The organism is Streptomyces sp. NPDC002564, from assembly GCF_042889645.1.
Taxonomy (GTDB): domain Bacteria; phylum Actinomycetota; class Actinomycetes; order Streptomycetales; family Streptomycetaceae; genus Streptomyces.
This window is the reverse complement of record NZ_JBIARE010000011.1, coordinates 104616-127044: the sequence shown is the minus strand read 5'-3', so window position 1 is coordinate 127044 and position 22429 is coordinate 104616. Positions and strand designations below refer to the sequence as shown.

General features: G+C 71.5%; 19 protein-coding genes. 12 read left to right on the top strand and 7 right to left on the bottom strand.

Going from position 1 to position 22429, the window contains the following annotated elements; translation table 11 throughout:
* A complete protein-coding gene (locus ACFYXE_RS31355) occupies window positions 1-1110 on the top strand; it encodes a hypothetical protein (RefSeq protein WP_389318388.1) in 1110 nt (369 codons plus the stop codon).
* Between the two features lie 53 nt (window positions 1111-1163).
* On the opposite strand, the gene ACFYXE_RS31350 is transcribed toward ACFYXE_RS31355, so the two are convergent.
* A complete protein-coding gene (locus ACFYXE_RS31350) occupies window positions 1164-1568 on the bottom strand; it encodes a rodlin (protein WP_361178391.1) in 405 nt (134 codons plus the stop codon).
* 218 nt (window positions 1569-1786) lie between these two features.
* Here ACFYXE_RS31350 and ACFYXE_RS31345 point away from each other — a divergent pair, with 218 nt between their 5' ends.
* On the top strand, window positions 1787-2440 hold the full coding sequence (locus ACFYXE_RS31345) for an NAD(P)H-binding protein (protein WP_389318386.1): 654 nt from the start codon (window positions 1787-1789) through the stop codon (window positions 2438-2440).
* A gap of 41 nt (window positions 2441-2481) precedes the next feature.
* Here ACFYXE_RS31345 and ACFYXE_RS31340 read toward each other — a convergent pair whose 3' ends face one another.
* The 3 genes from ACFYXE_RS31340 to ACFYXE_RS31330 all read right to left on the bottom strand — a co-directional run bounded on the left by ACFYXE_RS31340 (window position 2482) and on the right by ACFYXE_RS31330 (window position 6308).
* Window positions 2482-3621 (bottom strand): aminotransferase class V-fold PLP-dependent enzyme, encoded by a 1140-nt coding sequence (locus ACFYXE_RS31340; RefSeq protein ID WP_389318384.1) that lies wholly within the window; start codon window positions 3619-3621, stop codon window positions 2482-2484.
* A gap of 227 nt (window positions 3622-3848) precedes the next feature.
* Entirely contained in the window at window positions 3849-5198 is a 1350-nt protein-coding gene (locus ACFYXE_RS31335) for a hypothetical protein (protein WP_389318382.1), read from the bottom strand.
* Between the two features lie 144 nt (window positions 5199-5342).
* Complete coding sequence (locus tag ACFYXE_RS31330) at window positions 5343-6308, bottom strand: helix-turn-helix transcriptional regulator (protein WP_389318380.1); 966 nt, start codon at window positions 6306-6308, stop codon at window positions 5343-5345.
* A 146-nt stretch (window positions 6309-6454) separates the two neighbouring features.
* On the opposite strand from ACFYXE_RS31330, the gene ACFYXE_RS31325 reads away from it, so the two are divergent.
* The 4 genes from ACFYXE_RS31325 (at window position 6455) to ACFYXE_RS31310 (ending at window position 12280) form a co-directional block, all read left to right on the top strand.
* The gene (locus tag ACFYXE_RS31325; RefSeq protein WP_389318378.1) at window positions 6455-6850 is read left to right on the top strand and encodes a RidA family protein; all 396 of its coding nucleotides are present in this window, start codon (window positions 6455-6457) and stop codon (window positions 6848-6850) included.
* Between the two features lie 117 nt (window positions 6851-6967).
* The gene (locus ACFYXE_RS31320; RefSeq protein ID WP_389318376.1) at window positions 6968-8056 is read left to right on the top strand and encodes a helix-turn-helix domain-containing protein; all 1089 of its coding nucleotides are present in this window, start codon (window positions 6968-6970) and stop codon (window positions 8054-8056) included.
* Between the two features lie 344 nt (window positions 8057-8400).
* Window positions 8401-11118 (top strand): type II secretion system protein GspG, encoded by a 2718-nt coding sequence (locus ACFYXE_RS31315; RefSeq protein ID WP_389318374.1) that lies wholly within the window; start codon window positions 8401-8403, stop codon window positions 11116-11118.
* A gap of 10 nt (window positions 11119-11128) precedes the next feature.
* Window positions 11129-12280 (top strand): hypothetical protein, encoded by a 1152-nt coding sequence (locus tag ACFYXE_RS31310; protein ID WP_389318372.1) that lies wholly within the window; start codon window positions 11129-11131, stop codon window positions 12278-12280.
* Window positions 12281-12336: 56 nt separating this feature from the next.
* Here ACFYXE_RS31310 and ACFYXE_RS31305 read toward each other — a convergent pair whose 3' ends face one another.
* Window positions 12337-13146, bottom strand: coding sequence for an MFS transporter (locus tag ACFYXE_RS31305; RefSeq protein WP_389318370.1), 810 nt, complete (start codon window positions 13144-13146; stop codon window positions 12337-12339).
* Window positions 13147-13214: 68 nt separating this feature from the next.
* On the opposite strand from ACFYXE_RS31305, the gene ACFYXE_RS31300 reads away from it, so the two are divergent.
* Together ACFYXE_RS31300 and ACFYXE_RS31295 are read left to right on the top strand one after the other, a co-directional pair.
* Window positions 13215-14168, top strand: coding sequence for an epimerase (locus ACFYXE_RS31300; RefSeq protein ID WP_389318368.1), 954 nt, complete (start codon window positions 13215-13217; stop codon window positions 14166-14168).
* 221 nt (window positions 14169-14389) lie between these two features.
* Window positions 14390-15223 carry a PIG-L family deacetylase gene (locus tag ACFYXE_RS31295; RefSeq protein WP_389318366.1) on the top strand — a complete coding sequence of 278 codons (834 nt, stop codon included), beginning with the start codon at window positions 14390-14392 and terminating at the stop codon, window positions 15221-15223.
* A gap of 147 nt (window positions 15224-15370) precedes the next feature.
* On the opposite strand, the gene ACFYXE_RS31290 is transcribed toward ACFYXE_RS31295, so the two are convergent.
* Window positions 15371-15757: a MerR family transcriptional regulator gene (locus ACFYXE_RS31290; RefSeq protein WP_389318364.1), complete on the bottom strand. Its 387-nt coding sequence runs from the start codon at window positions 15755-15757 to the stop codon at window positions 15371-15373.
* A 196-nt stretch (window positions 15758-15953) separates the two neighbouring features.
* Between ACFYXE_RS31290 and ACFYXE_RS31285 the strand changes: the two genes are divergently transcribed.
* The gene (locus ACFYXE_RS31285) at window positions 15954-16895 is read left to right on the top strand and encodes an alpha/beta hydrolase family protein (protein ID WP_389318362.1); all 942 of its coding nucleotides are present in this window, start codon (window positions 15954-15956) and stop codon (window positions 16893-16895) included.
* 91 nt (window positions 16896-16986) lie between these two features.
* The gene (locus ACFYXE_RS31280) at window positions 16987-17604 is read left to right on the top strand and encodes a pyridoxamine 5'-phosphate oxidase family protein (RefSeq protein ID WP_389318360.1); all 618 of its coding nucleotides are present in this window, start codon (window positions 16987-16989) and stop codon (window positions 17602-17604) included.
* A gap of 62 nt (window positions 17605-17666) precedes the next feature.
* On the opposite strand, the gene ACFYXE_RS31275 is transcribed toward ACFYXE_RS31280, so the two are convergent.
* The gene (locus ACFYXE_RS31275; RefSeq protein ID WP_389318358.1) at window positions 17667-19442 is read right to left on the bottom strand and encodes an amidohydrolase family protein; all 1776 of its coding nucleotides are present in this window, start codon (window positions 19440-19442) and stop codon (window positions 17667-17669) included.
* A 464-nt stretch (window positions 19443-19906) separates the two neighbouring features.
* On the opposite strand from ACFYXE_RS31275, the gene ACFYXE_RS31270 reads away from it, so the two are divergent.
* Both ACFYXE_RS31270 and ACFYXE_RS31265 read left to right on the top strand, forming a co-directional pair.
* Window positions 19907-20797 carry a GntR family transcriptional regulator gene (locus tag ACFYXE_RS31270; protein ID WP_389318356.1) on the top strand — a complete coding sequence of 297 codons (891 nt, stop codon included), beginning with the start codon at window positions 19907-19909 and terminating at the stop codon, window positions 20795-20797.
* 170 nt (window positions 20798-20967) lie between these two features.
* Complete coding sequence (locus tag ACFYXE_RS31265; RefSeq protein WP_389318354.1) at window positions 20968-22425, top strand: MFS transporter; 1458 nt, start codon at window positions 20968-20970, stop codon at window positions 22423-22425.
* Window positions 22426-22429 lie beyond the last annotated feature (4 nt).

The window sequence follows — 22429 nt, the reverse complement described above, 5'->3', positions numbered from 1 at the left end:
ATGACACGGCGACTTCTCGTCGCGGCTCTTGCCGTCGTCCTGACCGTCATCACCGCGATGACGTCGGCCGCGGCGGAGCCCTCCTCCTGGCGGCACGTCCCGGTCCCGGCTCAACTGCGCCCCCAGGCCGCGCTGAACGAGGCGGTGGCGTTCGGACTGGACCGGGCGTGGGCGGTGGGGACCGACGCCGTGGGCCGCGAGGCGCCCGGCTTCCCGCTGGTACTGCGCTGGAACGGCACCGCGTGGAAACGCCAGAACCTGCCCGGGATCCGCTGGCAGGGCGAGCTGCTCTCGGTCGCCGCCACCTCGCCGACCGCGGTGTGGGCGGTCGGGCGCGACGCGGCGGGAGCCGCCCACCTGCTCCGCCACGACGGCAGCGCCTGGCGCGAGAGCGGGGTGCCGAGCGGTGTCGCGCTGTCCAAGGTGGTGACCGGGGGCGGGGAGACCTGGCTGATCGGATCGCGCGGCGGCGGACAGGCACTGCTGCGCTGGGACGGCAAGGGCTGGGCGGACGTGCCGGTGCCGCCGGGGTCCGTGTACGGCCTGCACGTCCTGGCGGCCGACGACGTCTGGGCCGCGGGCAGTACGGACTCGACCGCGGCCGTGTCGCACTGGAACGGCACGACGTGGGAGCAGACGATCGTGGACGGATTCCCGCGGTCGTCGGTGGGCGTCGTGCTGGCGGTCTCGCCGACGGAGGTGTGGGCTGGCGGTACGTCGGGATTCGTCGGCGGACCGGTCGGCAAGCCCATTCCGCCGCTGCTGGTCCGCTTCGACGGGCAGCAATGGAACCACGTGACGCTGCCCACCGGCTTCGGCTCGGTCACCTCGCTGACCCCGGCCGCGTCGGGCGCCCTGGGCTGGGTCTCGGTGTCCGGCTCGCAGAAGTTGGCCCCGCCGGGCACGTTCCCGCCGATCGTCCCCGGGCCGGACTTCTTCGCCTGGAACGGCCGGTCCTTCGCCGAGTACAGCGAACCGGCGGTGGCCGGTGAGGGGGAGTCCTCGGTCGTGCGGCTCGCGCCGGTGCCGGGGACGGCGACGGTGTGGTCCGTCGGCCGGGCGGCCGGACCCGAGAACACCTTCGCCCCACGCATCCTGCGCTACGGGTGAGGCGCGCGTTCCGCGGGCGGTCGGGGCCGGCCCGCGGAACGCGCGGACTCGACTCAGCTGTTGCCGGCGCCGTTGCCCGACAGGGCCGAGATGTCGCTGAGGACGTGCGAGATCGGCTCGTCACCCTTGGCCTGGGTGGAGTTCTCGACACACTGCTGGTTCTGCGGCGCCGACAGGATCGGGATGTCCTGCACCGCGATCGGCACGAGGCCCACGAGGGAGCCGACGTTCGCCTTCACGGGCACGCCGGCGCAGAGCTTGTTCAGCGAGCCGTCGACGAGCCGCGTCTGCGGGCTCATGTTCCCCTCGGTCGAGCTGTTGCCGAAGGACTGACCGGCGTCGTTGCCGCTGAGGCTCTGGGTACCGGTGTCGTTGCCGGTCGCGGCCGCGCTGCCGGCGCTGCCTGCCAGTGCGACGGCGGCGAGACCCAGGGCGAGGGGGATGTTGCGCGTGCTCATTTCACTCCAGTGGAGAACGTGAGGTGCAGGAGGGGCCAGTACACCGGCCCCTGCGTTCGCTCTGTGGTCATTCGCCCGTTGGTGGAGTGTCGGCGGATCAGCGCTGACGCGCCGGAATGCGCCCGGGGATCAGGGGGGTTGGGGTGGGTAGGCGGTTCTATCGGGGCGCTGGGCGCCTGTCGCCGCCGCCTCCGAGCGCAGACGGAAGGAGTGGTGAGATGGATGTATTCATTGTGGGAATCACAGGAAAGGTCGGCGGGCTCCTTGCGCGGGATCTGCTGTCGAGGGGGGACACCGTGCGCGGTCTCGTGCGCCGGGAGGAACAGCGCGCGGAGCTCGCGACGCACGGCATCGACGCGGTGGTCGGCGACATCGCCGACATGTCGGCGGCGGAACTGGCGGCCGCCTTCGGGCATGCCGACGCCGTCGTGTACGGCGCGGGGTCCAACGGCGGCGCCGCGGAGGTCACCAAGGCCGTCGACGGCGAGGGAGTGGCGAAGGCGATCGAGGCGACCCGCCGCGCGGACACCGACCGCCTCGCGCTCGTCTCGGTGCTGCCGGAGTCCTGGCGCGAGCGTGAGCTCGGCGACGAGGTCGAGTACTACTTCGCGGTGAAGAAGGAAGCGGACATCGCGCTCAGCCGCAGCGATCTGTCCTGGCTGATCCTGCGCCCCTCGCTGCTCGTCGACGACCCCGGAACGGGTGCGGTGTCGCTCGGACCGGCCGAGTTCCACGGCCAGATCTCCCGCGCCGATGTCGCCGCGACACTCGCCGAGTTGCTGCACGAGCCGCGCATCGGCCGCCAGATCCTCGAACTCAACACCGGGGACACCCCGATCCGGGACGCCGTCCGGGCCAACGTGCGGCCCTAGGCCCCACCGACGCCCGCCCCGTGCACCGGAGGGGCCGACGACTAGCGGCCGTCCAGCAGCGATCGCAGGGCCACCGCGAGACGTTCGTACTCCTCGGGCGCGTTGTAGATCTGCCCGCAGACACGGATCCCGCCGCCGTCCGGCCAGGGCCAGATCAGCACGCGGAAGCCCAGCCGGGCGGCGATCTCCTCGCGCAGCGCGGCGGCCTCGGCCGGAGTGCGGGCGAACCCGGACGGCAGCCGCAGCGCCCGCATCGCCAGCCGGTCGTCGGCGGGCAGCGGACTCAACGACGGCAGCCCGGAGAGGAGTTCGGCCCCGTAACCCGCCAAGGAGCTGTTGTGCGCGCGTACGAGGCCGGGGCCGAGGGAGTCGATGAGGTCGAGGCCCTCGGGCGCGGCGAGCAGGCCCGTGTAGTCCGCGGTGGCGCGGTACTCGACCGAGCGGGGGAAGCCGCGGCCGTCCTCCCAGGAGGGCACCGGCGCGGGGACCCGGTCCCGGTACGCGGCGGCCACCGCGAGGACCGCGCTGCCGGGCGGGGCGTACCCCCACTTGTGGAGGTTGCCGAACCAGAAGTCCGGTGCGCCGGCCAGCGGTTCGGCGAGCATGCCGGGGGCGTGGGCGCCGTCGACGACCGTGGCCACGCCCCGCTCCGCGAGGTCGGCGAGGAGCCGTGGAGTGGCGATGAACCGGGCGGTGGGCGAGCTGATCTGGTCGAGCAGCGCGACCCGCGTACGCGGTGTGACGGCGGCGAGGACGGCCTTGCGCACCGCTTCCTCGTCGGGCAGCGCCGGATTGAGCGGAACGGTGACGACGCGGGCCCGGCGGGCGGCCGCCGCGACGACCGTGCCGTACCCGTGGTCGGTGACCAGCACCTCGTCGTCGGGCGTGAGCCGCAGCGCGTCCAGGGCGAGCCCCGCGGCCTCGGTTGCGTTGGTGACGAGCGCCGCCCCCTCGGATGCGACGCCGAGCCGGGCGGCGATACGACAGCGCGCCTCGGCGAGCCGGTCCGCGACCCCGAGGAAGAAGGTGTCGGGATTGGCCGTTGCCTCCTCGGCCAGACGCCGGTGAACCCGCCCGACCGGGACGGGAACGGCGCCGAACGACCCATGGTTGAGGTGCGCGACGTCGGTACTCAGCCGAAACAGCTCGGGACCGCCGGGAAAGACACCGGGCGCGCTCACAGCGCCCTGCCGACGGCGATGAGGGCGAGGGTGGGAGTCCGGTCCCCGGCCGGGGCGGCGGGATGGTGGGGGAGGGGGACGCCAGTGGGGGTGGTGTGGGTCATGCCGTCGATCGTCTCAGGCGCGAGCGACGCCTGTCGCACTGGTGGTCGGCCCCTCCGTGACCGAGCCGAGTGACGGCCGGCGGGCGCCCGGTCGGCGCTCGCCGGCGAAATCCGCACGGTTTCCTATGGCTTGACGTCGATGGAGAAGACGAGTCGCTGGTTCCGCGCCGAATTGATCTTTTCGTTGAGTCCCCAGAGGCGGCCGGAATTAGGGGCGTACGAAAGGTTCTGCGTCATACGTGGCGCCATGGTGAAGACCTCTGAATTCTCGCCGGGTCGGGCGCGGTGAATGCAGCTGAACGCTTCCCCGGAATCCGCCGGGACATCCGGCGGGTTCCAGCGGGGCGGGCATTGGCCGGCCATGTAGTAGTACTGACCGTCCGTGGCCACGCCCTGCATCGCCCATACGGGGGTGGCATAGGCGGCACTGGCGAACGCCGTCCCGATGCCGCTGCCGTCTTGCGCCCGGGGAAGCGCGACGGCGGCATTGAGCGGCCAGCGCACGACACGCCCCCCGGCTCCGCGTTGGACGTATTCGCCCGAGACCAGCGAGTCGTCTCCGCTGCGGTCCAGACTGAGGGAGCCGAGGCACAGATCCGTTTCACCCTTGCTGCACGCGCGGGGGTCGGCCCCTTGGGCGCCCGTCCAGTAGCGGCCGATCATGGGCATGGCCCACTGGTGCCAGCGCGCGGAGGAGACGCCGTCGTGCACGCCGACGGCTTCGGAACCGGTGGTCTTCATCCTCCACAGGTGACGCATGTCGTACACCTGGAGCTCGCCGCCATTGGCGACGAAGAGCCGATTCCCGTACCAGACCATCCCGTCGGCATGCGTGTTCTTCACCGCCCGGAAGGATCCGTCGGTGGGCTCCACCAGGAGGACATGGCCATACGTGGTCACGTTGTTCACGCCGTCGTTCTTGACGAAGGAAACGCGGGCGAACTCGTTCTGGCTCTTGTTCTTCCCGTAGTACCAGGAAGCGGCGTAGAGATGGCGGCCTTCGACCGTCCCGCCCGGTACCGCGTCATGGCTCGCGGTCAGGCCTTGAGGAACCCATCCGCCGACCACGGTGTCCCAGTTGCTGCTCCTGCCGTCCTTGTCGTCCCAGCAGAAACCATCGGGTACGTACCGGGGATTGAGCTTGTGCTCGGTGGCGCCCAGGCACAGACCCGACTGGCCTTTGTGCTGAGCGGACTCGGCCACCGTCAGGGGGGAGGCGTTGGTGACGGAGCCGCTCTCCTCGATGCTCTTGATGAGGCCCTGGTTCTTCCCCCAGATGTTGCCGGGTGAGGTGTCGTCGGTGGTCAGGTGGAAGCCCGAGGGATTCCCGATTTCGGCGAACAAGGGTGGGGCCGCGGTCGCGGGAGGGGTCGCTACGAGACCGCCGGTGGCGGAAAGGGCGCCGAGGAACAGCGCGAGTGCTGAGCGGTAGCCAAATCTGCGCGGCCGCCGAAATGAGGATCGCTTGACCATCCCATGACAGTAATAGAACTGTAGTGCGGGTTGATGGAACTCTCGGAAATTCAACCGTAGCTTGAGTCCGGCACGGCATGGCACGGCATCGCCCGCAGCCCGCAAGGTCATCGCCGTCGTCGGGGCTCGGACGAAGGCTCGGTCCTACGCGTCGTAGCGGGCGGCCATCGTGGAGGCTCGGTTGCGGAGTGCCCTGCGCAGTGACGCCGGGGCCAGTGCCTCCGCGTCCGTGCCGAGCTGCCAGAGCGCCCACTCGGCGTGCCGCAGATCCTGGAACGTCACCTCCAGCCGCAGCCAGCCGTCCGTGTCGGGTTCGGCGGTGCGGACGGCCACCACCGTGCTCAGCAGGTCCTCGCGCCGCTCGGGGGCCACCCGTACCAGGACCGGGATGTGGCCGTCCGACAGGAACTGCGCGCTGCGTTCCCGCCAGACCCGGTCCAGGTCGACCGCGTGCGGCCGCTGTGCCGGTTCGGGCAGCTCCTCGGCGGCCCGCACCCGCGAGAGCCGGTAGGTGCGGTCCTCGCCGCCCCGCGTGGCGAGCAGGTAGCCGCGGTCCCGCACCGTGACCAGGCCGATCGGGTCCACCGTGCGCCACTGGGGTGGCTGGTCCGTGGCCGCGTAGTGGATCCGGAGTTTGTGTCCGGCGAGCACCGCGCGCCGGATCTCGACCATGGTCGTGCCGGGCACCTCCTCGGTCGCCGGCCGGCGGGAGAGCAGGTCGGTCTCCGGCTCGACGAGGAAACGCCGGGCGGCGTCGCTCGTGGAGGCCTGGTGGCTTTCGGGCAACGCGTCGACCACCTTGCGCATGGCCGAGGCGAGCGCCGAGCCGAGGCCGAAGGCCTGCTCGGCGCGCCCCGATCCGGCCGTCAGCAGGGCGAGGGCCTCGTCCTGGTTGAGCCCGGTGAGCTCGGTGCGGAAACCGGGCAGCAAGGCGAATCCGCCGTGGCGGCCGCGTTCGGCATAGACCGGGACCCCGGCGGCGGACAGTGCCTCGATGTCGCGCAGCACCGTACGGGTGGACACCTCGAGCTCACGGGCCAGCGCGTCCGCGGTCAGTCGACCGCGCTGACGCAGCAGCAGTACCAGCGAGACCAGCCGATCGGCGCGCATGCGGGGACCTTAGCGAATACATGACCAAGGGTGTCACCTTTTGTTGGGAGGGTCATGAGCGTCGACGGCGCCGACGTCCCATGACGGAGCCCGGGCCGTCGGCGTCCGTTCGTATGCGCGACGAATCACATGGAGCTGATGTGGCAGTGGAAAGAACCGCAATGAACCCGGTGACCTGGTCCGTGGAGATGGGATTCAACCAGGGGGAGCTCGTCTCCGGGCACACGCGCACCCTGTACTGCTCCGGGCAGACCGCCATGAGCAGCGAGGGAAAGCCGGAGCATGACGGCGACATGGCGGGTCAACTGGCCCTGAGTCTCGCCAACTTGGAGGCGGTGCTCGCCGAGGCGGGCATGTCCCTGGCGAACCTCGTCCGGCTCAACGTCTACACCACCGACGTCGACCTGCTGTTCCCGCACTACGGCGTGCTGGCGTCGCGGCTGGGTGCCGCCGGGGTGGCGCCGGCCACCACGATGCTCGGGGTGACACGGCTGGCGATCCCCGGCCAACTGGTCGAGCTGGAGGGGACCGCGGTCGCCTGACTCCCATCGCCGCGCCCCTCGCCGAGGAGGACGGCGCGTCGCGGGAAGGGGAGAAAGTGACGGCATCTGACCGGCCGTCGGCTTTCCGCGCGGGTGCGCGGCGGTGAGCATCATTGAATGTCCATCAACAATGAGGGGGCGCGGCAGGCCGATGGTGGTGCGGACGGATCCGTGGTGTCCGCGAGCACCGACGGGGTTCCGGCGGGGGAGCGGTTCGACTGGTGGGTCGACATGGTCGGCACCGAGGTCATGCCCGTGACGGTCCGCAGCGCGCACGCGCCGCGTTTCAGGGGCTCGGTGGAGGCCGTCGGGCTGCCGCACAGCCAGGTGGCCGCGTTCACCTTCTCCCCGATGGCGGCCCACCGTTCGCCCCGGCAGATCCGCCGCCACGATCCGGAGGAGTACTACCTGGTCCTGGTCCACGGGAGCCCCATCCGGCTGGAGCAGGGCCGCGGGGTGGCCTGCCTCGGAGCCGGCGACATGGCCCTGTTCTCCACGTCGGCGCCCCTCGCCTGCGACTTCCTCGACGAGGGCCGACAGACCCGCCTGACGCTGCTGCGCCTGCCGCGCAGGGTCCTGCCCCTGGCAGGCGGCCGGGCGGACCGTCTGCTGGCGGAATCGCTGTCCTCGCGGCCCGGGTCCGGGTCGGCCGCACTCCTCGGCGCCTACCTGACGGGGCTGCCGACGGCCGCCCGTGCCTGCGGTCCGGCCGAGCTGGCCCGCCTCGGCGCGATCGGGGTCGACCTTGCGGCGACCGCGCTCGCGGGGCGGCTCGGAGCGCAGGACCGGCTGCCGACGGAGACCCGCAAGGGCGCGCTGCGTGCCCGGATCACGGCCTTCGTCGAGCAGAACCTGGGCGACCCGGAACTGCTGCCGCAGGCCGTCGCCGCCCACCATCACATGTCCGTACGCGGCCTCCACCTGCTGTTCCGCGACGAGCCGGAGACCGTGGGCGCCATGATCCGGCGCCTGCGCCTGGAGCGCTGCGCCGCGGACCTGGCCGACCCGGCCCTCGGCCACCGCACCATCGCCGCGACGGCCGCACGCTGGGGCTTTCGCAGTCCCGCGGACTTCAGCCGCGCGTTCCGCAGGACGTACGGATTCCCACCGAGCGAGATGCGCGCCGGCGGCCGGACACAGAGGCGTGCGCCGGATGTCCAGAAGCGCGCGCCCGTCGCCGACGCCACGACGCGCCGCGACTGCTGAGCGTCTGCCGGCCGCTCCGGGTCCGCGCTGCCGGATCGCACGACCCGGGTTCACGCGGCAACGTCCTTTCCGAGCCGACCAGTTCGCTCTCGTCGACGCTGAAGGGAGCGACGCGTCCACGGCCCTGCCGCTCGGTGGGGCCGTGGATGTGCCGCTCGGCGGGGCCGTCGACGCGCGGCCGGAAACCGTTCACTCGTCAGGGTGACGAAAACTGCCGGTCCGAGCTGCTAGCGTGCCGCAGCGACCACTTCTCCTTCTTCGGTCTCCGCCCCGGCAGCTCGCCGGGCGGCGGACTCCACGACGCTCCAGTGCGCTCCAGCCAGGCGATTCGTCATGCGCTGAACATGGCGACGCCGCCGCAGTTCGAGGGGGACGACGGCATGACCGGTCTGACCAACTCCACCCGGGCGATCCTCAAAGCGACCTACACCCAACCCGCCCCGTCGGCCGTACCGGCCGAACCCGGCGCCGCCGGCGTGCGGGGAACATCGATGTCGGTGTTCGCGAAGCTGAACTTCATGCGGTCCCTGAGACTGACCCGCTCCGAGACCGAGGCCCTGGGAGAGCGCCTGCGCGGGCGGAGCGGCGAGCTGGCCGAGGCGTTCGAGACCGTCCTGCCGTCGCTCCTCGACAGCGACCCGGCCACCGCCGCGAGCACCGCCCGGCTGTACGCCGAGGTCGCCCCCGAGACCCTGGCAGCCCTCGGCAGGGGAGCGGCGGAGCTCCGTACGGCGGATGGCACGGCGACGGCCGACGCCGACGCCGACGCCGTCGCGGTCGCCGAACGCCCCTGCGCGGCCGAAGTCGGCGTGCTCGTCGACCGCTTCGTCGAGGAAGCGGGCATCCAGCCGGTCGGCTGGCTGCATCTGGAGCGGATCGAGATGCAGCCGGTCGGCCTCGAGCGCGGCGAGCTCGTCTCCACCCTTCCGATGGCTCCGGGCGAGACCGTCCGCGTGAGCCACAAGGAATGGTCGACACAGAGCGAGGAGCTGTCCCGCATCGTCACGGACGAACTGGAGACGTACGCGGAGAAGGGCGTGGCCGAGAAGACGGACGTGGCCATGTCGACGACCAACGAGTCCAAGCGCGACACCAATCTCAACTTCGGCGTCACGGCCAGCGGCAGCTACGGCACGGTGTCGGTCACGAGCACCTTCAACTACGGCGTCTCCACCTCCGACCACGAGTCGCGCCAGGCCAGCAACAAGCACGCCACCGAGATCACCTCGAAGGCGTCCTCCCGCTCCCGCAAGGAACACAAGGTCTCCTTCCGCACCGAGACCCGGCGCGGCGAGGAGGACGAGGCCGCCCGCGTGATCACCAACAACTCGCCCCGCGTACTGCGCCTCGACTACTACCGGATCATGCGCAAATGGCGCGTGGACCTCATGCGCTACGGCCTGCGCATGACGTACGACCTGGTCGTGCCCGACCCGGGCGGCGCGCTGCGGCGCCAGCTCATGGAACTCGCCGAGATCGACAGGACGCTCGCCACGCCGTACGAGTTCGCCTTCGGCATCAGCCAGATCGACCGGGACAACTGGATGACCCTCGCCGCCCGCTACGGCGCCTCCGTGGCCGCGCCGCCGGACGAGTACCTCAGCCCGCCCGACTACACCTACGAGTTCCCCTCCATCATCAACGAGGACGACGCCGCGACCACGCGGTACCAGTCCTGGCAGATCGACCTGCCGGAGGGCTACGAACTGGTGCCGATCCTCTTCGAGGTCAACTACTACGGTTGGCGCCCCGCCGAGCTGGCGCGCTTCGACGTGATCGGCGACGAGGCCCTGGAGGTCACGGCGACCCCGGTCGGCGCGGAACTCAAGGGCCGCTACCAGTCCCAGCTCCTGCACCTGAACGGCAAGGTCGGCCACCTCTCCATCCAGTACACCCACCGCAACATCAGCTGGGCCGGATTCCGGCTCGCCACCACCCTGCGCCTCTCGGAACAGGCGTATCTGGCCTGGCAGGTCGCCACCTGGCAGAAGCTGCGCGAAGCCGCCGAGCAGCAGTACTACATGCTCCAGCAGCGGCTGCGGGACCGCCGCGAACAGCTCCTCGCGGAGCTGAACCGCGACGACACCCTCACACTGCGCCGCGCCGAGCGCGAAGAGCTGATGAAGCGGTCCCTGCAGTGGCTCTTCGGCCGCGACTTCGACACGGCACCCGACGACATCGACTCGGTGCTCGCCGGCCTCGGCACCAGCGGCACTCCGACCTGGACCGACGACATCGATCCGTCCACCCTTCCGGTCGACGCCGAGATGTGGCTGAAGATCCGGAAGTTCGGCGAATTCGTCAAGTTCCTCCACCAAGCCGTGGAGTGGGAGAACGTCCTCTACTTCTTCTACCCGTACTTCTGGGGGTCGGAGAAGCTGGCGGAGACCAAACGGCTGCTGTGGCACCCCGATCCGCTGCGCCGCGAGTTCCTGCGGGCGGGCGCCGCACGCGTCGTCCTGCCGATCCGGCCCGGATTCGAGCGGTCCTTCTCCCGGCTGATGTCCACCGGCCGTATCGACGGCGACGGTTCACCGGACCCGCAGGACCCGCCGTACATGTCCATCGCCGAGGAGATCCAGGCGTACGCGCGCACCAACTATCCCGGCATCCCACCCGCCAACCCCGACATCGCCGCCCGGGCCCGGCCCCTGATCACGGTCAACCAACAGCGGGCATGGCGCGAGATCGAGGCCGTCGTCGATGCCCTGGAGGCGTACGCGGAGAAGGCGAAGCAGCGGACCGACCCGGCCTGGCGCGGCGCCCCCATCGAGCCGGAGTACTACCCGACCACCCGCCAGGGTCTGCGGGTGCTGCTCGACACCCGTCCGAACCTGGTCCTCACCGACCCCTGGGGCAGGCCCTACCTCTACCAGAACCCGGGGCGCACCGCGCCGTTCGTCGTCACCAGCCAGGGCGCGGACTCCTCGGCGGGCGGCACGGACGAAGGGCTGGACATCTCCACCGACGCGGAGGGCAACCTCGTCGGCACCTGGTTCGAATACACGCCGTGCAGCGGTCTCGACATCGAGGCCGGGTCCGACTTCGGCGAGAACGGATAGCGGGAGAACCATGGCGGACATCCGGCTCCTGGACTCCTTCTGCTCATTGCCGACCCGCAAGGTCGGCGCGGACGCCAACGGCGACATCAGCGGCATGCGCAGCCACCTGGAGTCGCTCACCGCGGAGTACTACATGGTCGAGTGCTTCACGAAGTACTACAGGCAGCGCCATCCGGACTCCGAGGTGATCAGCGCGATCAGCTTCCTGAACACCAAGCGGTACCGCGGCGCCATGGAGATCCTCGCGAAATGGATCCTCGCCGAGTACCGCAACGCGCTAAGCCGCAAGGCGCTCAAGGGCGACATCAAGACGCAGACGTCCGGCCGGGCGTTGCGCTCGGACATCCTCGGTGTCCGGACCGAGGGGACGACCATGCTCCTCGAACTCGTCGAGGTGTCGACGGTTGACCAGGCCGACAAGACCGAGGTCGAAGACATTCAGCACAAGATGGACACCCTGAAGCGCTTCGTCGTCGAACCGGCCCTCCAGGAGATGCTGACCCGCCAGCGAACCGGGCAGGTGAGCATCGGCGCCCCGACGTCCATCGAGGTGCGCCGGTCCACCTGGCGACCGTACTGGAACGAGCTGTACTACCCGCTCCTCCCGACCCAGGCCTCCACCGGGCAGCCCGGCAGCGTCACGTACGAGTGGATCTGCTACAAGCCCACCTTCCGTCCCGACGGCGTCGGCAAGGACGGCTTGGTGCTGTACGAGATCCACACCACGCGCCTGCCGCAGGGCGCCCCCCTCGAAGTGCTCAGGAGGGTCGCCCGCCGCCTGCGCGACCTGGAGAACCAGCACCAGCTCGTCCTGCTGCCCGCGATGCAGCAGTACTGGGAGGACAACGCCGCCGACAGCAGGGAGCTGAAGAAGTGGCTGGCCATCGGCCTCGGCGCGGCCCTGCTCGTCACGCTCGTGGTGCTGGCCTGGCCCGTGGCGGCACCGCTCGTGGCGGCGACCGCAGAGACCGCGGGAGCCGCAGGCGCCGTCGAGGCCGCGACGGCGGAGGCGGCGGCCGCGGCCCAGGCCGCGCAGTTGGCGAACGCCGTCCGGTACACGGAGCAGGCGACGAAGGTTCCCGGCTACTTCGCCCGGGCACAAGAGGCCCTGCGCCCCCTCCTGCACAACGGCCCGGGCCTGGGCCTGGTGGGAAGCCACTGACGACGCCGCAGGCGCGGGGACCACCACGTCGATGCCGCGGCAGGAACGCCGGGACTTCAACCCTGCCGTAGGCCCTGAACGCGCCAACTGGCCAGAGCAGCTATGACGCTCAGCCCCGGAATGAGCGCGAGTGCCGTCGAGCCTCCCGTCGTCTCGGCCAGGGAAGCGAACATGGCCGCCCCGGCCGCACCGCCGACCGTGTCGAAGGTGCTCAGCCAGGACATGGTTTCGGTGGCCTGCCGGGCCGGTGCCAGATCACCTCCCGCCGTGCGCAGGACGGTGAAGAGGGACCCGGTGACGAGACCGGCGACAGGGCACACCGTGAGGACCACCACCGGGGAGAGTCGGGCGGCCACGGCCAGTGCGCCGCATCCGAGCGTGAACAGGCCGAGCAGCAAGGGGAGCACAAGGCCTCGTGGCAGCCGCCTTGCTGCCGTAACCAGCGCAAAGCTGCCGATCACGCTACCGGCCGCGAGGCTTCCCACGTACAAGCCGGTGAGTTCGCCGGCACCTTCCTGACGCGCATGGATCGGCAGCACCACGTCCATTGCCGTCACGGCCATCACAAAGATGGCGTCGGCGGCCAGCAACCGCCGTAACGGAGACGACGACAAAGGCCCCAGCCAGCTCTTCGGCGCGGTTGAAGTCGGTAGGACGACCGAGGTGGTGGTCACGGTCGTCGCGACGGCCACGACCGTCATGGCTGTGATGGCCGCGTAGGGCAGCAGGGGCGAGAGCGACAGACTGAGCCAGCTGGCGAACGCCGGGCCGACGATGAGAGCGGCACCCATCATGGACGTGTCGAGTGCCATGGCGGTCATGAGGGTCGAGGCGGTGGTGACACTGCGCCAGATGGAACGCATCATCACGGCTATGGACGGGACGCACACCGGGCCAGGTGGGCCTGGTGGCGAGGATCCACGGGAGCGACCTGATGAAGATTGTCTTGCCCGGCGGGACCGGGCAGGTGGGTGCGGTCCTGAGGCGGGCCCTGACCGGCGCGGGGCATGAGGTCGTGGTTCTCACCCGGGGAGTGGTGGGGGACCGGGAAGTGAGCTGGGACGGCAGGACCCTGGGGGCGTGGGCCAAGGCCGTGGACGGTAGTGACGTCGTGATCAATTTGGCTGGACGCAGCGTCAGTTGCCGCTATACCCCGGCGAACCTTCGGGCCATGATGGACTCGCGTGTGCAGTCCGCCCAGGTGGTGGGCGAGGCCATCGCGACCGCGGCCCGGCCGCCTCGGGTCTGGCTGCAGATGAGTACCGCCACCATCTACGCCCACCGCTTCGACGCACCCCATGACGAGGCGACGGGCATCATCGGCGGGAGGGAGCCCGACGTTCCCGGCTACTGGGCCTACAGCGTCGAGATAGCGAAGAACTGGGAGCGGGCCCAGGAGGAAGCCGATACGCCACATACGCGCAAGGTCGCCCTGCGCTCCGCGATGGTGATGAGCCACGACCGTGGCGGGGTCTTCGACGTGCTGCTGTGGCTGGCGCGCCTCGGACTCGGAGGGCCGGTCGCCGGCGGTGCGCAGTACGTGTCCTGGATTCACGCCGAGGATTTCGCCCGCGCCGTCGAGTTCCTCGTCGAGCAGGACGGCATCGACGGGCCGGTGAACCTCGCGGCGCCCGGTCCGCTGCCGCACCGGGCGTTCATGCGTGCGGTACGCGCCGCGTGGGGTGTCCCGGTGGGGCTGCCCGCGACGAAGTGGATGGCCGAGCTCGGCGCGCTCGGGCTGCGTACGGACACCGAGCTCCTCCTGAAGAGCCGTCGCGTGGTCCCTGGCCGGCTGCTCGAGGCGGGTTTCTCCTTTCGTCATGGCGCATGGCCTGAGGCCGCCGAGGACCTCGTGCGTCGTGTGCGCAGTACCCGAGGCCCACGGTGAACCCTCCTCCCAGGACAGAGGTATCGGTACTCAGGTATCGGTAGAGAGGTATCGGGAACAGAGGGTCGGCCCGGAACTGTTGCAGCGACCGAGAGGCCGGCGCCACGCAGGGAACATCAGGACCACACAGAGGGTCGTCATCCCGGCGGGATCCGGCCCTCTGGGGGCGCGGCGCTGCTGCCGCGGGCCCGTATTCCGATGTTTTCTGCAGGAGGACTCCCATGACGAACCGGCCCTTGACGCTGATGGCAGTGCACGCCCACCCCGACGACGAGGCCACGGGGACCGGTGGCGTCCTGGCGCGCTATGCGGCGGAGGGCATCCGGACGGTCCTCGTGACCTGTACCGACGGCGGTTGCGGTGACGGGCCGGGAGGCGTGAAGCCGGGCGATCCCGGGCACGACCCGGCGGCCGTCGCCGTGATGCGCCGCCAGGAGCTGGAGGCGAGCTGCGAAGCCCTGAAGATCAGTGATCTGGAGATGCTGGACTACGCCGACTCCGGGATGGTGGGCTGGCCGAGCAACGACGCCCCCGGATCCTTCTGGCAGACCCCGGTGGAGGTGGGCGCCGCCCGGCTCGCGGAACTCATGGAGCACTACCGCCCCGATGTGGTCGTCACCTATGACGAGAACGGGTTCTACGGTCATCCCGACCACATCCAGGCCCACCGCATCACGATGGCGGCGCTGCAGCTGACCGAGCTGAAGCCGAAGGTGTACTGGACGACGATGCCCCGCTCGATGATGCAGCGGTTCGGGGAGATCATGCGTGAGCTCGGTGCGGACATGCCCGAGCCGGATCCCGCCGAGGAGGCCGCGATGGCCGAGATCGGCCTTCCCGACGACGAGATCTCCACGTGGGTGGACACGACCGCGTTCAGCGGCCAGAAGTTCGACGCGCTCGCCGCGCACGCCAGCCAGGGCGAGAACATCTTCTTCCTCAAGATGGGCAAGGAGAAGTTCGGCGAACTGATGGGCACGGAGACCTTCGTCCGCGTCCAGGACGCCACCGGCGCGCCGCTCCCGGAGAACGACCTCTTCGCCGGACTCCGCTGACGGGGGTCTCGGCGGGGTCTTCGGGCGTACGACGCGAAGGTGGCGTACGCCCGAAGGCTTGGCGGGCTGCCGGGTGGCGCCCCGCGTGCGGCGCCGTGCCCCACCGGCCGCTCAGGCGCGTCCCGGGCTAGTGGGTGTCAGAAAGCGCTAGGGGGCGTCAGGAGACGGGGGTCGGCAGGACGTGCCGGTGCGCATGTTGCGGGTAGCGGCGGTGATGACCGTGCCGAGCCGGTCCCGGGCGGCCTGGAGATCGGTCAGGCGCTTGTCGATCTGCTCGCGCTCCGCGGTCAGCCGCGTCAGCAGGGCCGGAGTGGCCCGGCCGTCCTCGACGCAGGGAATCAGGTCGGCGATCGTGCTGCTGGACAGTCCGGCGGTGTACAGCTCCTGGATCAGCCGGACCCGCTCGACCGCGCCGTCGTCGTAGTGCCGCTGTCCGCTGGGGCTGCGCTCGGCGGAGAGCAGGTGCTGCTCCTCGTAGTAGCGCAGGGACCGGACGCTCACGCCGGTGCGGGCGGCGAGTTCTCCCACGCGCATCTCGTCTCCCGATGGGACGCGGCAACGGGGTTGCCTCTGACATTGATGTCAGGTTTTAGCGTAGCGGAGGCGGCTTCCCGGAGAGCCCCGGAGGCGGCTCCTTGGAGACCCTCCGAGGCGTGACGCCGATCGCCGCCGTCCGAAGGCGCGGCGTTCGAGGCCGCCGCACGCACCGCACCCGATGGAGGCAGCCCGCATGATGGTTCCGCAGCAGTCCGACCTGACCGGCCCGCCGCCGAGCCCGATCGTGTCGGTCAGGCCGATCGTGCTGCCCGCGCCGAGGCGCGACGTCGACCTCGAGGTACGCGTCACCGCACCGCTCGTCGGCACCGGTCTGCCGCTCGTGCTGTTCGCGCACGGGTTCGGCTCGCATCTCGACGCCTACGCGCCCCTGGTCGACCACTGGGCCGCCGGAGGGTTGGTGGTCGTCCAGGCCACCCACCTCGACTCCGCCCGCGTCGGCATCGCCGCGGACTCCTCACGCCGGGCCGACCTGTGGCGCTCCCGCGTGCGGGATCTGCAGCACCTCCTGGACGAGGTCGGCACCCTGGAAGCAGCCGTTCCCGGTTTGGCGGGCCGCGTCGACCGCGGCCGTGTCGTCGTGGCAGGGCACTCCTTCGGCGGCCAGAGCGCGGGCGTTCTGGTGGGCCTGCGGGTCACGGACCCGTCCACCGGGATCGCCGAGGACCTGTCCGACCCCCGGGTGACGGCCAGCATCCAGCTCGCCACCGCCGGCAGAGGCGGACAGGAGCTGACGCCCTTCGCCCAGGAGCACCTGCCATGGTTGCGGGACCAGGACTTCTCCCACATCGGTGCTCCCGGGCTCGTCGTCGCGGGTGACCGCGACGACCTGCCGCTCTCCACCCGGGGCCCGGCCTGGACGACCGACCCCTACACCCTCAGCCACGGCGGCAAGAGCCTGCTCACCGTCCGCGGCGGCGAACACTTCCTCGGCGGGATCTCCGGGTACGGGGCGGCGGAGACCACCGACGAGAGCCCGGAGCGGGTGGCTCTGGTCCAGCAGGTCACCCTCGCCTACCTCCGGCACGTCACCGGCATCGACGACACCGACTGGGACCGGGCGAAGGACGTCCTCGCCGGGGACACCCACCCGCTGGGACGCTTGCAGTCGAAGTGACCGTCTGCGGCCGCCCGGCGCAGCCTGCACCGGGCGGCCCCGGGCCGTGCTGCGTAGCCTTCGTCCCGGGAAGCAGGGAAGGGAGTTCCGCATGACGCCGAAGCCGCCGGAGTCACCGGAGTCACCGAGGACGCCGAAGGCGCAGGGCTCGCAGACGACGCCGAAGCCGCCGGAGTCGCCGAGGACCGAGCTCGACGCCCGCTACAGCTCCGCGCTCAACCCGCGCCCGGGTGCGCAGGACGTCACCGCGACCGACTGGGACGAGGTCCAGCACCGACTGCGGGCCGCCGAGGTCTTCTGGATCACCACCGTGCGGCCGGACGGCCGGCTGCACGTCACGCCGCTGATCGCCGCCTGGCACGACGGGGCACTGCACTTCAGCACCGGCCCCGGCGAGCAGAAGGCGAAGAACCTGGCCGCCGACGCCCACTGCGTCCTCACCACCGGGAACAACTCCCTCTCCGAGGGGCTCGACATCGTGGTCGAGGGCATGGCGGAGCGGGTGACGGATCCCGCGCGGCAGAACGACGTCATCGCCGCGTTCGAGGAGCAGTACGGGGATCACATCACCGCACCGGAAGGGGTCTTCCACGGCTTCGGCGACAGCATCCGCGAGGGCAAGGACCTGCTGTTCGCGGTGGCGCCGGGCACGGCGTACGGCTTCGGGCACGACGGCCAGGTGTTCAGCCACACCCGGTACACCTTCTAGCCGCCGGTCGCCGAGCGGGAGACGGCCTGCGGGGCCGCCCTCCGGCCCGGCGACCGGAGCGGTCACCCGCGTGTCCGCCGCGCGTGGCGGGCCGCGCCGTCCGGGTCCGGGTCCACCCGCTGGATACGGGCGCGCCGCACGACCTCCGGTCCCACCTCGGCGGCCTTGCGGACCAGCGCGGGGCCGTCCCAGGTGGTGGGCCAGCCCTGCCACAACCGCAGCTTGCCGTCGACGAACACCGCGCTGATCTGGTCACGGTCGGCCAGCCGGACCAGCTCCCACGACAGGTCGTAGGAAGGGGTGAGTTCGGGCACCCGCAGGTCGACGAGCAGGAAGTCGGCCGCCTTGCCGACGGCGATCTCGCCCGTCACCTTGCCGAGCCCGACGGCGTCGGCGCTCAGCGCGGTGGCGTGGGTGAGCCACGTACGGCCGGCGCCGCACGCCGAGTCGCCGGAATGCAGGCCGTAGGCCAGGCGCTGTGCGCTCTCCGCCGCGTCGACCAGGCGGAAGCCGGCGCCGCGGGTGCCGTCGGTGCCGGTGCCGAACCGGATGCCCATCGCCTGCCACATCAGCGCGTGGGCGACGCCGTTGCCCTTCCAGGCGCTGGCCACCGGGTTGTAGCTGACCGCGGCCCCCGTGTCGGCGAGCATCCGCATCTCGTCGGGGGTGAGCAGGGTGGCGTGCGCGCCGAGGGTGTGCGCGTTGAGGGCGCCGATGTGGTGCAGGTAGGACACCGGGCGGCGGCCCACGCTCTTCAGGGAGCGTTCCACGGAGGCCAGGTGTTCGTTGACGTGGATCTGGAAGACCGCTCCGGCGTCCGCGCACTGGTCGGCGGTCCTCTTCAGGATCTCCGCGGAGGCGTCCTCGGGGACGGGGATCGCCAGCGAGGGGTGGACGAGACGGGAGTTCTGGAAACGCTCCAGGTGCTCCTTGCCGCCCTTGCCGTTGGAGACGACCTTCGAGAGCACGCAGCGGAGCCCGGCCTCCTCGGTGGCCTTGGCGATGACCCCCACGTCGACGGGCGCGCGGGTGCCGGCGTCGGCTGCAGTGGTGAAGCCGCCGCGCAGTGCTTCCAGGGCCGCGAGCTTCGCCGACAGGTGGACGGTCTCCTCGTCCAGGGCGTGCTCCAGTGGCTCCCAGACGGTCTTGAAGATCTCCGACGGCTGCCCGAACGCCTGCGCCTTGCCGAAGCTCTGCGTCAGATGGTGGTGGGCGTCGACGAAGCCCGGCATCAGCAGGTGGCCCGTGAGCCGCACCTTGCGGGCGTTCCGGTGGGCGTGGGTGAGCTCGCGGACGGGTCCGACGGCCCGGAAGGTACCCCCTTCGACGAGTACCCCGCGGTCCTTGACCGGCCCCTCGGGCAACAGCACCACGTCCGGTACGAGCAGGAGCCGCCCGGCACGGAAGTCGTCGGGCCCGAAGGTGTCGCGACCGCTGCGGTCTTCGTGGCCCGGGCGGCCGTCCCGGTCGTCCCGGCCGTCCCGGTCGTCCCGGCCGGCGCGTCCGGCGGCGGCTGCCGGTGCGGCTCCGGCGGCGCCGAGCAGCCCGCCGGTACCGACCAGACCGGCTCCGACGACGAAACTGCGCCGGCCCACGCCGGACGCCGGGCCGGACGCCGCGCCGGACGTCACGTCGGACGCCGCGCCGGACGTCACGCCGTCCTCGCGGCCGGTCTCCGGCTGTATCTCCCGCGCCGTTTCCGCCGGGAACGGCGCGCCCGTGTCCCGCCCGAAGGTGTTCCTTCCCGGTGTGTCCCGCCCCGTTCCGTGGTTCCGACCGCCGTTGCCGTGCCCGTCGTCCTCGCCTGACGACCCGTACTGCCACGCCTGCTGTGCCACCGCACGCTCCTTCGTGTTCGCACAGGGAAGGCCCGGCCGCGTGGGGCGGCCGAGCCTGGGCGCTGACCCTAGGCGAGCCCGGACAGCGGAACAAGGGTTTCGGCAGGCGGAAATGGACCGCGGGATTCGGGACGCAACGCCATTCCGTCCCACCCCGCCGCGGACGGGTGGCGCAACTGCTCCCAGTTCCCCACCAAACCGCACGTCACGGGTGTCGTCGCAGGTCAGGGTAGGTGGCGTAACGTGCCGGAAACGTCGGCGGCCTAGCTTGGCGGTCAACGGGCCGCGCCTGGTTCGGCGGTCAACAGGCCGCGCCTGGTTCGGCGGTCAACGGGCCGCAGAGTTACGGGGGTACGGCGTCCGGTCGGCAGCGGCGGCCGGCGTTGTGGGTCGGCGCCGGCCCATCCCTCGTCCCTTCCCGGTCCCGGCACCCGGCGGAGGCCCCGACACTCAGCGGAGGATCCATGAACGCCTCACCCGCCGACGGCGAAGCGCCCGCCCCCGGTCCGGTTGCGGAAGGCCGTCGGCGGAGCCGGGCCGACCGGGCCCGGCAGGTCGCCGAGGTGCTGCGCCGCCAGATCGCCTCCGGCGCGTTCGCCTCGGGCGTGCTGCCGGACGAGCGGGTGCTGATCGCCGACTTCGGGGTGTCGCGCAACACCGTCCGCGAGGCGCTGGGCGTCCTGCGCGACGAGGGTGTGGTCGAGCGGCGCCAGGGCGTGGGCACGGTGGTCGTGCGACGGCCCTACGAGCACACCTTGGAGCGGCTGACCGGACTGGCCGAGACGCTGGGCACGCACGGCGAGGTGACCAATCAGGTGCGGGTCGCGGACGTGGTGCGCCCGCCCGGGGAGGTGGCGCGCAAGCTGCGCGTTCCCGAGGGCGGGCGGGTGGTCCACATCGAACGGCTGCGATTCCTGGACGGTGTGCCGCTGTCCCTGGATCTGACGTACCTGGCCGCGGACATCGGGGAGCCGCTGCTGGCCGAGGACCTGGCCGGACGGGACCTGTTCGGCCTCATCGAGCAGTCCACCGGTGAGCGGCTCGGCTCGGCGGGCGTCGCCGTGCACGCGGTGAACGGTGATCCGCACACCTGCGCGCTCCTGGGCATCCCGGCCGGTTCGGCGCTGTTCACCGTCGAACGGCTGACCAGGATGCCCGACGGGCGCCCGGTGGACCTGGAGTTCCTGCGCATCCGGGGGGACCGGCTCGCGTTCTGCGCCGAACTCGTCCGCACCCTCCCGGACACCCCGTACGCGGCCGTCGCCCCGGGCCCGAACGCCGCCCCGGCCCGCCAAGGCGGTGAATCGGCCTCAGCAGACGTCGAAGGCGTGCGGCGGACAGGAGACGACCAGTGAACCCCGGCCTCGGTTCCCACCACGCTTCCGGTTCCCACCGCGCTTCCGGCAGCATTTTCGGTTCCCGCCGCACTTCCCGCTCCGCCGCCCACCGCAGCCGCGGCGCCGAGAGCGCGGAGGAACCGCACTGCGGGAGCACGCGCGGCCCCAGCCCCCTGACCGTCGCCGTCATGTGCCTGTGCGTCACCCTCGTGGTCGGCATGGTCTCCGCGGTGAACCTGGCCATCCCCGCGCTGTCGCGCAGCGCGCTGCGCCCGTCCGCCGAGGCGGTGATGTGGGTGGTCGACGGCTACGTGGTGTTCTTCGCCTGCCTGCTCGTCCCGGGTGGCGCGCTCGCCGACCGGCTCGGCCGCAAACGGGTGCTGGCCGCGGGCATGGGCCTGTTCACCGCCGGGTGCGTGGGATGTGCCGTGGCGCCGGACATCGGCGCGGTGATCGCGGGCCGGGTGGTCAGCGGGGTGGGCGCCGCCGCGGTGCTGCCGACGACGCTCGCCCTGATGGTGGGCGGTGCGCCCGCACACCGCCGGTCGCGGCTGGTGGCGTTGTGGGCGTCGATGACGGGACTGGCGGCCGTGCTGGGCAACGTCGGTGGCGGCGCGGCGCTGCAACTCGGGTCGTGGCGGGCGCTGTTCTGGTGCGTGGTTCCTTTGGCGGTGGCGGCACTCGTCCTGGTGGTGGTGTTCTCGCCGGCGCCCCCGCGGTACGACCGGCCGGTGTCGGTGGTGTCCGCCGGCCTGCTGACGGCCGGGTTCCTGGCGCTGCTCTCGGGCATCGTCTCGGGCCCGCAGGCGGGTTGGGGCAGTGCGCGGGTGCTGGGCGGGTTCGGAGCCGCGGTGATACTGCTGGCGGTCTGGACCCGCGGGGAGCTGCGCCGCGAGCATCCGATGCTGGATCCCCGGCTGTTGACCGTGCCGGTGGTGCGGGCGGGGGCGATCGGCATGGCCCTGGTCTTCGTCGGGATGTTCGGCCTGTTCTACGTCAACGGCCAGTATCTGCAGTACGCCAAGGGCCTCTCGCCGCTGGGGGCGGGCGTGCGGCTGCTGCCCATGGCGGGCGCGCTGTTGCTCGCTCCGCGCTGCGCGGTGGCGCTGGAGCGGCGCGCCGGCCCGCGGCCGACGCTGGGGGCGGGTCTTGCGGTCCTCGCCGCCGGTCTGGGCACGGTCTCGTCGGTCGGCCCGAGCACCCCGTATCCCCTGTACGCGCTCGGGGCGACGCTCACCGCGGCCGGGTGCGGTCTGGCCACGCCGTTGCTGTCGCACGGCATGATGTCCGCGCTCCCGGCGCACCGGGCCGGGGTGGGCTCGGGGCTGCAGAGCCTGGCGCGGGAGCTGGGCAGCGCGCTGGGCGTGGCGGTCGGCGGAAGCGTCGTGGCCGGGGCGTTCACCGCGGGCCTCCCGGCGCCGCTGCGCGGGCCGGACGTGCCGACGACCGTCCCGGCCGCCGAACATCGACTGGCGGCGCAGGGGCTGACGTCACCGGAATTGCGGCACGCCGTCATCACCGACTTCACCGACTCCCTCGACACCGCGATGCGGGTGCTGGCCGTCCTGGTGGTGACGGTCGGCGTGCTGGTGGTCGCGTGGTATCCGCGCCACAACTGCCGGGAGGCGGACGGGCAGGGTGCGTAGCGGG